A 13,121-nucleotide genomic window follows, 5' to 3' on the forward strand; every position below is an offset into this window, starting at 1 on the left:
ATGAGATTGCTCAAGCTTCTCGTGCAGCGTGTGCTGATCTTTGGATTGGGAATCTTCTGTGTCTGGTTGATTGTGTTTGTTGTTTTTGAAACTGCGGACCGCAGGCTACCTTGGATCCTGGCGGTCAGTGCGACCTACGGAATTGCCGCATATATCGTTTTGCCACGTGCCATTCGGATGGGCTTGAAGATTCTGCAAAGCAAACGTGTGCCGAGTTACACGATTACGGGCGACGGACTGCCTGGAGATCCCGTGAACGTCGTGCTCGTCGGCACGCTCCAGCAGCTTCGCGGGGCCTTCGCTGCGCTCGGCTGGTCGGAGGCAGATCGGCTTAGTCTAGCCAGTTCATGGGGCATGGTCCGAGCCTTTGTGCTCAATACTCCATACCCCACCGCCCCGTTCAGCACCCTCCATCTTTTCGGGCGGGGCCAGGACATCGGTTTTCAAAAGGCGATCGATAACAGCCCGCGGAAGCGCCACCACGTACGGTTCTGGGCTTTGAGTCAAACGCGTGCCCAGGCAACCTGGGGAACAGCAGATTTCTGGCTAAACACCGAACGCCCGCCAGAAAACGAATGCGTTCTTTGGATAGGAGCTGGCACCAGGGACACCGGCCTATCCCTCACTCAATCACCCACGCCACAGATTCGGATACGAATGCAGAGCGCGATCATATTGTCGGTGAGTTGAAGAGGATTCGAACCATCGAAGCGGTGAAAGTCTATCGGGCCGGGGAAAATCTTCTCGCCGAACGCGTCAATCACTACATTACCGATGGCGAGATCACGTTGGCGATTCTGGTTGGAAACGACGATTGACGTTAAAGCCAAGATTTTCTGCTATCCCCCAAACTGTCCAACCAGGCGAGCCCGGTTTCGCTGTTTCATGAAAATAACTGTGGTGGGCCGCGTCCTCGCCGCGAAGATTCCGCTATCGACATCCATGTCTGTTGTCGGCCCTTCTCGAACCTCCGGCGAGGTCCGCCTTCTCGCCGCTGTCAGGTGAGAGCGGGCGTCAAGCGCCCCCCGCCCAACTCCGGTGTGTGAGTACACAGCGAGCGAATTGGTCAGCTGCCACCATCGAGGGCGAAGCCATGCGCAAAAGAATGCTGTCAAAGCGATGCTTGCCTAGAGGCGATTCCGTTTTGGCTGGATCCGGCGCGCCTCGCGCTCGATGCTGGCGGCGACCAGCGGCGCCTCGCCGGCGGCGACCGGCGGGGAAAACACGAAGCCCTGCACCACATCGCAATCGAGCCCGCCGAGCACGTCCAGTTCGGCGGACAATTCGGCGCCCTCCGCCACGACAGTCATGCCCAGCCCGTGCGACAGGGCGATGATGCCACCGAGCAGCTTGCGCTTCTCCGGCGCGGTGGAAATGCCATCCACGAAAGCCCGGTCCACTTTCAGACAGTCGAAAGGCAGGCGCGTCAGATAGCCGAGCGAGGAATAGCCCGAGCCGAAATCGTCCAGCGCCAGCCGGGCGCCCAAGCCGGACAGCGCCGTTAGCGTGCGACTGATCCGCTGCTCGGTATGGTCCACGAACAGGCTTTCGGTCAGCTCCAGGCAGAGCAGCTCCGCCGGAAAGCCGGTCTCTGCCAGGATAGCCGAGACCGCGGTCTCGAAATCCACGCTCCAGATCTGCGCCGGCGAGACATTGACCGAGATGGAGCGCGGCGGCAGCCCGGCATCCAACCAGGCGCGGCCCTGCCGGCAGGCCTCGCGCAGCACCCACAGGCCGAGATCGACGATCAGGCCGGAGCTTTCGGCGATGGGGATGAACTCCGCCGGCGAGATCGGCCCGCGCTCGGGATGGGCCCAGCGCAGCAGCGCCTCGAAGCCGGTGACGCGACCGGTCCTCAGGTCCACCTGCGGCTGGTAATGGGCCTCGAGGGCGCCGGCCTCCACGGCGTGGCGCAGATGGCGGCCGAGATCGAGCCTCTCATCGACCGCCTGCGCATAGACCGGCTCGAACAGTTGCGCCCGCCCTCGCCCGGCCTCCTTGGCCATGTAGAGCGCGAGGTCCGCGTTGCGCACGGCGGTCTCGGCCGTCGCGCCATGCTCCGGCAGGCGGGCAATGCCGATGGTGGCGCCGACCGAGGCCTCGCCCTCGGCGAGATCGACGGGGCCGGACAGTTTGCCGATCAGCCGATCGGCAAGCCCGGTCAGCGCGGCGTCGGACGTGTCGCATCCATCCGCCAGCACGGCGAATTCGTCGCCGCCGAGCCGGGCGATGAAGGCGCGCGGTCCCAGGTCCTGCCGCAACGCAGCCGCCACCTTGATCAGCAATTCGTCACCGGCGGCATGGCCGAGGGAATCATTGACTTCCTTGAAGCGATCGAGGTCGATGAGCAGCAGCGCACCAGTCCGGCCTCCGTGGGAGCAGCCTTCGGTCAGGGCGGCGAGCTGGCGCGTGAACAGCGCACGATTGGCAAGGCCGGTCAACGGATCGCTGTAGGCGAGCTGCTCGAGCTGGCGCTCGGCTTCCTTGCGCTCGGTGACGTCCTGCACGGTGCCGATAATGCCGACGACGTTGTCGTGGGCAACCTCCGCCTTGCAGATCACCGCCAGATCGAGTGCCGTGCCGTCCGCGTGCAGGATGCGCAGGTCCATGGCCTCGGTCCGGCGGGTGCGCAGCACCCGTTTCTGCACATCCCGGAAGCGGTCGGCATCGCCGTCCAGGAAATAGGGCCTCATGTTCTCATCGGTCGGCTCGAACGTGTCGGGCAAGCCGAGAAGCTGGTAGAGCTCGGGCGCCCAGATCGTGCGGCCGCTCTCCAGCCGGAAGCTCCAGGTACCGATCTTGCCGAGGCGGTGGGCCTCCTCCAGCGCCCGCGTGCGCTGGTCGAGCAGCGCCTTGGCCGCCCTGAGCTGGGTGATGTCGCTGGAGGTGCCGCGGTAGCCGAGAAAGCTGCCGTCATCGGCGAAGATCGGCTTGCCGCTGGTGCAGATACTGACGCGCGAGCCGTCCTTGCCGATCAGCGTATAGGTGAAGTCGCGAAAAGGGCGATGAGCCTCCATATCGGCCCGGTGCCGCGCCATGGCCTCGCCATCCTCGGGCGCATAAGTCAGTTCCCAGCGCGCCTTCCTGCCGGCGGCCACGGTCTGGAACGCCGCATTGCCGGCAAGCGATTTGGGATAGGGCAGCAGCCGATGCTCGGCGTCGCTCTCCCAGCACCAGTCCGAGGCGGTAGAGACAAAATCGGCCAGCCGCTGCTCGCTCTCCGCCAGGCGCCGCAGCGCGGAGGTCTCCTCCGTGACGTCGCGGACAATGCCGGACACGCGTCGAACCTGACCGCGCGCGTCGAATTCCGGCTCGCCATGCACCACGCAGTCGAGCAGGCTGCCGTCGGGACCGCGGAGTCTCGTCCGCACCGCATAGGGCCGCCCCTCCGCCCAGCAGGCCGCGTAATGCGCCTCCAGAAGCTTCCGGCTTTCAGGCAAGTAGCGCTCGCGCACCGTGGCGATGGGGATGTAGCCGTCGGCGGTCTCGAATTCGTAGAATGCGGCGAGCTCAGGGGATATCCAGAGATCGGTCGCGGCGGCACTCTGCGACTCCCAGTAGCCCATGCGGGCCAACCGGATCGCACAGCGCAGCGATCGCTCCTCATGCCAGCGGCGACGCGCTTCCCGGGTCGGGGCCTGCCCTTGCGACAATTTGCGAGCGGCCATCGGTCCCCAACTCAACGCTAGCGTACGCAGCTAACAGGCTAGCATAGAGCGTCACAACCTTGGAGCGACGGCGGTGAGGAGATGGGGTTCTTCCGCTTCTTTGGTGTAGTTTCGGTGAATTCTGCAACCGGCAGTCGGCGCCCGGCCCTCAAGCGCGATGTGATTGGGTTGAATCGTCATCGCGCTTTAGCTCTTTGTTTGAGCATGATCTCCGCGCAAACGCGTCCCGCGTTTGTCGCGAGGGAAAACCGCTTCGCACTTTTCCGGATCATGCTTTAGCGCCGCACCGGCATCTTAACGGATCCGCACCAGCTCGAGGTCGAAGTCGCCGGTGACGGCGGTCTCGATCTGGCAGCGCGAGAGTCCGATATCGCGCAGCGCCCGATCATCGAGCTGGCGCAGCGTCTTGATCGCCTCGCGGCGCACCCAATAGGTCGCGAGTGCATCGCCCCACACTCGGAGCAATCGGAGCAATCCGCCCAACATGCTGGACCGCGCGGGCCCTGCGGCGGCTGAGGATATCGCTGACATTGTCATCTCCTTCGCTGCCCATAGACAAAGCTACGCCATTGACACAAATGCTGTTTCAGCGCCTGCGCCGTCGGGACCTCGGATTGCTTGCGCTCTCCTCGGTGCAATCATGGGCTTGTTCCCCCTTAAATGATCCGGTACATTGCTCGGAGCAAGTAAAACATTGCTCTCGGTGCAATAATGTCGAGGTTCGAATATCTGAAGCTGGCGGATGCGGTGGCCGCCGAGATCGCCAGCGGCGCGCTGAAGGCGGGCGACCGGCTGCCGCCGCAGCGTCATTTCGCCTATGACCGCAACATCGCCGTCTCGACGGCGAGCCGGGTCTACACCGAGCTGTTGCGGCGCGGGCTGGTGGTCGGTGAAGTCGGCCGCGGCACCTTCGTCTCCGGCGAGGCACGCCGCGGCATCGCGGCGCCGACCGAGCCGCGCGGCGCCCGCATCGACCTCGAGTTCAACTATCCGCTGCTGCCGCACCAGGCGACGATGATCGCCAAGAGCCTCGAAGGACTGGAGCGGCCCGAGGTGCTCGAGGGCGCGCTGCGGCCCGCGACCAGTTTTGGCACGCGGGCGGCACGAACCATCTCCTCGGAATTTCTGGCGCGCAAGGGCTGGACGCCGAATCCCGACCAGATCGTGTTCACCGCCAATGGCCGGCAATGCATTGCCGCCGCGCTCGCCGCCGTCGTGCCGCCTGGCGGACGCTGCGGCGTCGAGGCGCTGACCTACCCGTTCGTTAAGGGCATCGCCGCGCGGCTCGGCATCTCGCTGGTGCCGCTCGCGATGGACGAATACGGCGTGCGACCGGATGCGGTGCAGAAAGCGCATCGCGAGGCGCATCTGTCCGCGATCTACGTCCAGCCCACGATCCAGAACCCGCTCAGCATCACCATGCCGCCCGAGCGCCGCGCCGAGCTGTTGCGCGTGGTGGAGAAGCTCGGCCTCGTCGTCATCGAGGACGGCGTCTACGGTTTCCTCGACGATGAGGCGCCGCTCGCCGCGCTTGCGCCCGACAGCTGCATCGTGCTCGACAGCCTGTCGAAGAAGGTCGCGCCGGGCCTCGCGCTCGGCTTCATCGTGTCGCCGCCGCGGCTGCGCGAGAGCATCATGGCCGCGGTGCGCTCGGGCGGCTGGACCGCGTCGGGCTACGCCTTCGCCGCGGGGCAGCGGCTGATGGCCGACGGCACCGCCGCCGAACTGTCACGGCTGAAGCGGATCGATGCCGGCCGCCGCCAGCTTCTGGCGGCGAAGCATCTGGCCGATTTCGAAATCCAGACCAATCCGAAGTCCTATCATCTCTGGCTGACCTTGCCGCCGCATTGGCGCTCGCAGACCCTGGTCGCCGCCGCGGCGCGCCGCGACATCGCGCTGACGCCGTCGACGACCTTCGCCGCCACGCCGGGGCACGCGCCCAATGCGGTGCGGCTCGCGCTCGCCGCACCGCCGATGGAGCAACTCGACCTCGGCCTGCGGACTCTCGCAGGCATGCTGAGCGCGACCGAGGAGGATTTTGACTCGACGGAGTGACGCACGTTCACTCCGAAGCGGCCTATTTCCAGTGATCGCGCCAGAGCATCAAAAGCCACAGGCCGCATACGTCTTTCTCACGAGACGAAAATGCGCGCCCTCGGCTACGAAGTCCACATCCATGCACTGGTTGCCTCTGCGATACTCCCCGATCACGCCGCACTGCAGATATTCGAGGTTGATCCGCCAGCGATTTTCTTGCGGCGAGTAGGTCGCAAAGTCGTGATGCGCAACAGGCATTCCCTTGCAAATTCCGGCAACGTATCGCCGCACGTCGGGCGGCAGATTGTCGACGTGATTGTGATCAAGCGGATCGTGCTTGTTGCCTACGCTGCCGTTGGAAAGAGCCGGCGGGATGCTCAAGAGCACAAGGCATAGAGTCAAAGATGGAGCCCGGATTGTCATCTGACCCTCCAGCCAAAAGCAAATCCGTCGCCGAGTTTACAGCGCGTTGCTTGCAACCCGCTTACAGTCCGGCCGCGCGAACCGCTTCACTGATTGCGAACCGCCTTCGGCAGCAGCGCATCGGGCAATTGATCGAAGCTGTAGTGCCGCGGCCGGTTGCGCGTGACGAAGCCGCCGACCTGCCAGGTGAACAGCGCGGCAAAGCCGACCAGGAACAGCGCGCCCATCCAGTTCGAGGTCAGCAGCGCCATCAGCAGCAGTCCGATCATTGCCGCTGCAAGGCAGGCCAGCAGCGCCAGCGCGGCGGTATACGTCTTCGGTCCAAGGCCTCCGACCAGCCTGGCGTTGCTGCCCGCCGCCTGCATCCGGCGATGCAGCTCGACGATGAAGTCGCGGTAGAGATGGCCCTGCGGCGCCACCAGCGTCGCGGTCTGCCAGGTGGTCGAGAGGATCGCGATCCGCCCGCCCCTGGCGTTGTCGATGTCGGCGCGAAACCGCTGCTGCTGCATCGAGACCGGGCGATAGGACAGTTTCACCGCGGAGATGTCCGCATAGTCCCACACGCCGGACCGGCCGGCGATCCGCCACGCCAGCCCGTCCCCGGTCAGCTCGAACTGGTGCGCCGAGCCGATCAAGGAGGCCTTGTAGGCGTAGCGCAGCGGCGAGCCCTCGCCTGCTTCCGACCGGTCCTGCAACGTTGTTGGCAATTCGCCGTTCCACCTGTTCAAACGTACGCGCAAGCTTGCGCAGCCTGTCGCGCCTATCCTACAAGCGAGCCATGCCCGAGACGACCTATTTTCCGCGTTACCTCATCCTCGGCGGCGCGATGATATCCGGCGTGCTGCTGGCGCTTGCCGTGCACATGCTCGGTGCGCGCTACGGGCTCGATCTCGGCGGCCTGTGGCGCTCCGACAGCCACGAGTTCATGCCGGCGGGCGCGGCGATCGCGTGGTGGCTGATCGCGACCGTCGGATTTTCGGGCGGCTACTTCACCGCCAATCTGATGCACAGCGCGGTGGCCGGCCAGATCCCGCAACGGATGCGTAACTTCCTGATCGTCGTCGGCGTGCTGATGCTGGCCGGCGCAGGCCAGGCCGCGTCGGCGCCGAGCACGGTCTCGACCATTTCCGCCGTGCTCGCCGGCCTCGCCGCCCTGTGCCTCGGCGCAGTGATGGCGTTCTGCGGCGCCTATTTTGCCCTGCGCAAGAGCTAGAGCGTTTTCGAGCGAAGTGGACGCGGTTCGCGTGAAGAAAACGCGTCCAAGCTAGAATCCAGCTCCGCGGCCTTCCAACTCAGGCGACCGACCGTTCCGGTGCCCTGCGCAACATCTTGACGACGTCGGCTGCCGGTCGCGGCGGGCTGAACAGATAGCCCTGCGCCTGCGTGCAGCCCTCCCGACGCAGCAGGTCGAACTGGGTATCGGTCTCGACCCCTTCGGCTGTGGTGACGATGCCGAGGCTCTTGCCGAGGCCGGTGACCGCGCGCACGATCGCCATCGAGTCCTCGCGTGTCGCAAGGTCGGTGACGAAGGAACGGTCGATCTTGATCTTGTCGAACGGGAAGCTGCGCAGATAGCTCAGCGAGGAATAGCCGGTGCCGAAATCGTCCAGCGAGATGCGGACGCCGAAGCCGCGCAGCTCATGCAGCACCGCGAGCGTCGCCTCGCTGTTCTGCAGCAGCACCGATTCGGTGATCTCGAGCTCAAGCCGGTCCGCCGACAGGCCGGATGCTTGCAGCGCCGCCTTCACCGACGACACCAGATTCGGGTTCTTGAACTGTACCGGCGAGAGATTGACGGCAACCGCGACGGCCTCGGGCCAGCCCGCGGCATCCGCGCAGGCCTTGCGCAACACGATCTCGCCGAGCGGAACGATCAGCCCGGTTTCCTCGGCGACAGGAATGAAATTGTTCGGCGCGATCAGGCCACGCAACGAATGGTTCCAGCGCGCCAGCGCCTCGAAGGCGACGATCTGATCGCCCGCGAGATCACGGATCGGCTGATAGTAGACCTCGAACTCGTCATGCTCGAGCGCGAGTCGCAGGTCGCGCTCCAGCAGGCGGCGCGCCTGCGCACGCGCATCCATCCCGGTCTCGAAGAACCGATAGGTGCCGCGGCCGTCGGCCTTGGCGCGGTACAGCGCAAGATCGGCCTTTTGCAGCAATTCGTCGGGATCCTTGCCGTCCTCGGGTGCGAGCGAGATGCCGATGCTGACGCCGATCACGAGCTGATGGCCCTCGATCTCGTAGGGTGCTGCGATCCGCTCGAGCACGAGACTTGCCAGCGACGACACGACGGACGGCTCGCAATTGCTGCAGAACTGCACGATGGCGAATTCGTCGCCGCCGAGCCGCGCGACGGTGTCGTGCTCGGTCACGCATTCGCCCAGCCGGCGCGCGACTTCGCGCAGCAGCGCGTCGCCGATCGGGTGCCCGAGCGTGTCGTTGATTTCCTTGAAATGATCGAGATCGAGACAGAGCACGGCCAACTGGTCGGAGCGCTTGGCCAGCCTCGAGGCCTTCTCGAGCTGCTCGCGGAACAGCGTCCGGTTCGGCAAATTGGTCAGCGCGTCATGCCGCGCCATGTGTGAAATCTGTTCCTGGGCCTGTTGCCATTCGGTGATGTCTTCGAAGGTCGCGACCCAGCCGCCGCCCTTCATCGGCTGGTCGACGACACGGATCGCGCGCTCGTTGCGGCTGACGATCCGCGTCGCGCTGTGGCCGGCCTTTGCCTCGGCGACGAGAGCATTGCAGAACTCCTCGGGATCGCCGTCCCACTCGCCGATGGAATGGAGGTCCTGCAGGACGTCGATCAGCAGGCGTCCCTGCAGCGGCACGCGACTGCGCCCCATCATCTCGCTGTAGCGCTCGTTGAACAGCATGATGCGGCCGTCGGCATCGAACATGCACAGCCCCTGCGACATGTTCTCGAGCGCGGTATCGAGCACCATCTTCTGCTTGTGAAGCTCGGTCTTGGCGCGACGGTCGAGGATCGAGGCGATCAACGAGAGGCCGAGGATCGCGAACGCCGCAACGGCGGTCATGAATGAGAGCACGCGCGGCGAGACCGTAAGCCCGCCGGAAACGATGGTCGGATCCGGGACGAGCGTCACCGCGCCCATCGCGGTGAAATGATGCGAGACGATCGCGACGGTCAGAAGACCGGTCGCGGCGGCGGTGGTGCCGAAACGTTCGCCACGCGTGGCAACGACGAGCGCGAGCGCGCCAAACAGGCTTCCGAACGCGATCGACGCGGCGACGATGCCGGGCGACCAGACGATACGCGCGGGCAGCTCCAGCCCGAGCATGCCGGTGTAATGCATCGCCGCGACACCGGCGCCGACGATCGCGCCGCCGGCCGCGACCGTCCGCCAGCGTTCGTCGAGCGTGGCGATGGCCAATCCGACGGCCAGGATCGCAACCGCGAGCACCAGCGACAGCAGCGTGATGGGAATGTTGTACCCGGCCTCGATGCCGGGATCGTACGCCAGCATGGCGACGAAATGGGTGGCCCAGATACCGCAACCGCCGACCGCCGCATCGAGGCCGATCCAGATCTCGCGGGCACGCCCCTGTGTGGCGCGGGCGCGGTGAAACAGGCTGATCGCGACAGCGCTGGCGAGCAGGCAGATCACCCCACCAAGGACGACCAGCCGCCAGTCATGTTCCAAAGTGAGACAGGTCAGAACGCGATACATATAGGCCTCCTTTATGGACCTATAAGAACAGACGCATTCGTGTACGAACGGTGACCGCACTGCAGCAGGGTTCCACGCATGGTGAAGAAGCCTTGAATGCAGACGATCGGGTCAGCGCAAAGCGGAGATGCCTCGCGGCAGTTCGTCTCAACGCCGAGCCTGTGACCATGCACCGATCCAGATCAGCGCAGCGGCCGCCAGCAACACGCCGGCGGAGATGACGAGGGCCGCATGCAGGCCGGCGATGAAGGCCGCGGACCGGCTGACCATCGAGCCGAACAGCGCGACACCGAGCACGCTGCCGGTCTGCCGGGTCGCGTTCAACACCCCGGCCGCGATGCCGGCATGCTGCGGCTCGGCACTGCCGAGCAGCGCCGATGTCAGGGGCGGCACCAGCAGGCCGAGGCCGCCGCTCATGGCCAGTAATTGCAGGCAGATCGCGAGGTAGCTCGTGCCGGGGCTGATGAACAGCAGCGCCAGGCATCCGGCGGCGGAGAGCGCGGCACCGAGCGCGATTGTCGCCGGCGCGCCGATCCGCTCCGCGACATGCGGCGCGATCAGGTTGGCGGGCAGCACGGCGCCGAGCATCGGCACGAACGCGAGGCCAGTGGCGAACGCCGACAGCCCGTTGACCTGCTGGAAGTAGAGGCTGAGCACGAAGATCAGGCCGTAGAACGCGACATTGACCAGGAGGCCGACCAGCGAGGTCAGGGCAAACATCCGGTGGCGGAACAGCGAGAGCGGCAGCATCGGCTGCGGCGCGCGCGCCTCACGCCAGACGAACAGCACGGAGAAGACGGCGGCGAGGACGAAGCCTGCGATCACGAACGGGTTGCCCCAGCCGAGCGCGCCGCCTTCGATCAGCGCGCCGGCCAGCGTGCCGAGCGCGGCGATCGCCGCGACCTGACCCGGCAGATCGAGCCGGTGTTGCTGATGACGCGTGGTTTCGTTGGCGAAGCGCCAGGCGAGCCACAAGCCGGCGAGGCCGATCGGCAGGTTGACCAAAAAGATCGCGCGCCAGCCGACCAGCGCGATCAGTCCGCCGCCGACGAACGGGCCGGCGGTCAGCGCAAGGCTCGCGCCCGCGGCCCAGACCCCGACCGCGCGTCCCCGCGCCTTCTCGTCTTCATAGGCATGGCGGAGCAGCGCCAGCGAGTTCGGCACCAGGATGGCCGCGGCCAGCCCCTGCACGCAGCGGGCGGCGATCAGCGTCGCCGCATCAGGCGCGACCGCGCAGGCAACCGATGCCGCGGTGAAGATCGCAAACCCGGCCATGAAGATGCGCTTGGCGCCGATCCGGTCGCCGAGCGCGCCCGCGGTCAGGATGAAGGCCGCAAAGGCAATCGTGTAGGCGCTGACCACCCATTGCAGTTCGGCAACGCCGCCGCCGAGCGAGGCGCCGATCGCATTGAGCGCCGTGTTGACGATGGTGACGTCGAGCTGCACGACGCCATAGCCGAGACTCATCGCGGCGAGTGTGAACGTCGCCGCGAGCCCGCTCGTTTGCTGATGCGACGCTGCGCGCCGGTCCGGCGGCATTTGCCGGACGTTCAGGGATGTCTGTTGCATGGCCTTGTCCTTGCTCTCGGCAACCAATGCGAGACATAGGCCTTCGTTTCGCCGCAACACTTCGTCACCGATCGAAGTGTGGAATCGCATGGCTGGCCGGCCTGCCCGACGGCGGCCCGCTTGCGCGGCGTTTTGCCTCAATAGACCTACGGAGCGCCCTCGCGCGCCTGACCCGGCCCAAGCGCAGGGCGGATCACGCGCATGCGCGCGTCGACATCACACTTTGGTAAACGCCACAGCCGGCTCAGGCGTCCCCATGCTTATGCATATCGTCTATTCGCCTCGCGCCAACTAACCCGCATCGACGCCAGGACGGCGGCAAAATCGGCAAAAAAGCCGACGAAATCGCTTGGAACGGCGGAACATGCAGCGGCCCCGTCGCTGTCCTGCGACTCACATTCCGCAGAGCGAGAACATATGTAGCCAATATGACAATGACGCTGGACGAGGGCCGAAGCTTGGCTTGTCAAGGGCTGCACAACGCATCGGTTTTGCCTTATGGGTCATCGCGTACGGTGCGTTTGCCCGTCACCCGTCGCCGTCCGTGACCGGGTCCCACTGAAATTGCCGCCCCGCCGGGAGGATGAATGCTTCGGCTGCTGACCACGCTTGGGCGTGGTTTCAAGGAAAAGATCGGCTGGAAACGGCTCGGGATCGCCGCGAGTGTGTTGATCATCGCGTTCGCGATCACGTCGCTTGTTCACACCCTGAAGGGCGTCGATACCGGCATCATTCTCACCGCGCTCACCAACATCGCGCCGCATCGGATCGCGCTGGCGGCGCTCTGCGTGGTCGGGGCGTTCTGCACGCTGACCTTCTACGACTTCTTCGCGCTGCGCACGATCGGCAAGATCCATGTCCCCTACCGCATCGCAGCGCTGTCGAGCTTCACGAGCTACACGATCGGCCACAATATCGGCGCCACGGTGTTCACCGGCGGCGCGATCCGCTTCCGGATCTATTCCGATTACGGCCTCTCCGCGATCGACGTCGCCAAGATCTGCTTTCTGTCGGGCCTGACCTTCTGGCTCGGCAATTTGTTCGTGCTCGGCTTCGGCATGGCCTGGCACCCGGCGGCGGCGTCGGCGATGGACTTGCTGCCGCCGGCGATGAACCGGCTGATCGCGCTCGGCTGCCTTGCCGGCATCGGCGCCTATTTCGTCTGGCTCCTGACCGGCGAGAAGCGCCGCGAGCTCGGCCAGAACGGCTGGAAGGTGGTGCTGCCCTCGGCCAAGCTGACGCTGCTGCAGATCCTGATCGGCGTGGTCGATCTCGGCTTCTGCGCGCTTGCAATGTACCTGCTGATGCCGACCGAGCCGCATATCGACTTCGTCTCGCTGGCGGTCGTGTTCATCCTGGCGACGCTGCTCGGCTTCGCCAGCCACGCCCCCGGCTCGATCGGCGTGTTCGACGCCGCGATGCTGGTGGCGCTGCCGGAGTTCAGCAAGGAACAATTGCTGGCGACGCTGGTCGTGTTCCGCATCCTCTACTTCCTGATCCCGTTCGGGATTTCGATCTCGATCATGGGCATGCGCGAGCTCTGGCTCAACGTGGTGCAGCCCTGGCAAGAGCGGAAACGACTAAGCCAAGCCTGCACGGCTTCGGCGACCGTGCGGCAACCGATCGAAAGCCGGCAGCAGCGGGTCAGGCAGCTGAAACGGTAACAGGCAACGTTATCGGCCCTCGTGCGGGCCCCTCGACCCCGGATTTTCGATCCTCGCAGCCGCTT

Annotated in this window: 10 protein-coding genes; 5 read left to right on the forward strand and 5 right to left on the reverse strand. The window is 65.4% G+C overall.

Features of this window, described 5'->3' with window-relative positions; genetic code table 11:
• Complete coding sequence (locus ACE10X_RS28715; protein WP_375763203.1) at positions 1-690, forward strand: LssY C-terminal domain-containing protein; 690 nt, start codon at positions 1-3, stop codon at positions 688-690.
• A 437-nt stretch (positions 691-1,127) separates the two neighbouring features.
• Here ACE10X_RS28715 and ACE10X_RS28720 read toward each other — a convergent pair whose 3' ends face one another.
• Positions 1,128-3,668, reverse strand: coding sequence for a bifunctional diguanylate cyclase/phosphodiesterase (locus ACE10X_RS28720; protein ID WP_038385512.1), 2,541 nt, complete (start codon positions 3,666-3,668; stop codon positions 1,128-1,130).
• A gap of 294 nt (positions 3,669-3,962) precedes the next feature.
• Complete coding sequence (locus ACE10X_RS28725) at positions 3,963-4,199, reverse strand: DUF1127 domain-containing protein (RefSeq protein ID WP_038385513.1); 237 nt, start codon at positions 4,197-4,199, stop codon at positions 3,963-3,965.
• Between the two features lie 180 nt (positions 4,200-4,379).
• On the opposite strand from ACE10X_RS28725, the gene ACE10X_RS28730 reads away from it, so the two are divergent.
• Together ACE10X_RS28730 and ACE10X_RS28735 are read left to right on the forward strand one after the other, a co-directional pair.
• Positions 4,380-5,723 (forward strand): PLP-dependent aminotransferase family protein, encoded by a 1,344-nt coding sequence (locus tag ACE10X_RS28730; protein ID WP_304557755.1) that lies wholly within the window; start codon positions 4,380-4,382, stop codon positions 5,721-5,723.
• 90 nt (positions 5,724-5,813) lie between these two features.
• The gene (locus ACE10X_RS28735) at positions 5,814-6,101 is read left to right on the forward strand and encodes a hypothetical protein (protein ID WP_157788014.1); all 288 of its coding nucleotides are present in this window, start codon (positions 5,814-5,816) and stop codon (positions 6,099-6,101) included.
• 113 nt (positions 6,102-6,214) lie between these two features.
• Here ACE10X_RS28735 and ACE10X_RS28740 read toward each other — a convergent pair whose 3' ends face one another.
• Positions 6,215-6,835, reverse strand: a complete 621-nt coding sequence (locus tag ACE10X_RS28740) for a hypothetical protein (protein WP_375763204.1) — start codon at positions 6,833-6,835, stop codon at positions 6,215-6,217.
• A gap of 71 nt (positions 6,836-6,906) precedes the next feature.
• Between ACE10X_RS28740 and ACE10X_RS28745 the strand changes: the two genes are divergently transcribed.
• Positions 6,907-7,341, forward strand: a complete 435-nt coding sequence (locus ACE10X_RS28745; RefSeq protein WP_016840859.1) for a hypothetical protein — start codon at positions 6,907-6,909, stop codon at positions 7,339-7,341.
• 79 nt (positions 7,342-7,420) lie between these two features.
• On the opposite strand, the gene ACE10X_RS28750 is transcribed toward ACE10X_RS28745, so the two are convergent.
• Both ACE10X_RS28750 and ACE10X_RS28755 read right to left on the reverse strand, forming a co-directional pair.
• On the reverse strand, positions 7,421-9,823 hold the full coding sequence (locus ACE10X_RS28750) for an EAL domain-containing protein (protein WP_375763205.1): 2,403 nt from the start codon (positions 9,821-9,823) through the stop codon (positions 7,421-7,423).
• A 147-nt stretch (positions 9,824-9,970) separates the two neighbouring features.
• A complete protein-coding gene (locus ACE10X_RS28755) occupies positions 9,971-11,362 on the reverse strand; it encodes an MFS transporter (protein ID WP_304557905.1) in 1,392 nt (463 codons plus the stop codon).
• A 617-nt stretch (positions 11,363-11,979) separates the two neighbouring features.
• Here ACE10X_RS28755 and ACE10X_RS28760 point away from each other — a divergent pair.
• Positions 11,980-13,056 (forward strand): YbhN family protein, encoded by a 1,077-nt coding sequence (locus ACE10X_RS28760; RefSeq protein WP_028337716.1) that lies wholly within the window; start codon positions 11,980-11,982, stop codon positions 13,054-13,056.
• Positions 13,057-13,121: the final 65 nt, after the last annotated feature.

This window comes from Bradyrhizobium sp. Pha-3 (assembly GCF_042258325.1).
GTDB lineage: Bacteria > Pseudomonadota > Alphaproteobacteria > Rhizobiales > Xanthobacteraceae > Bradyrhizobium > Bradyrhizobium elkanii.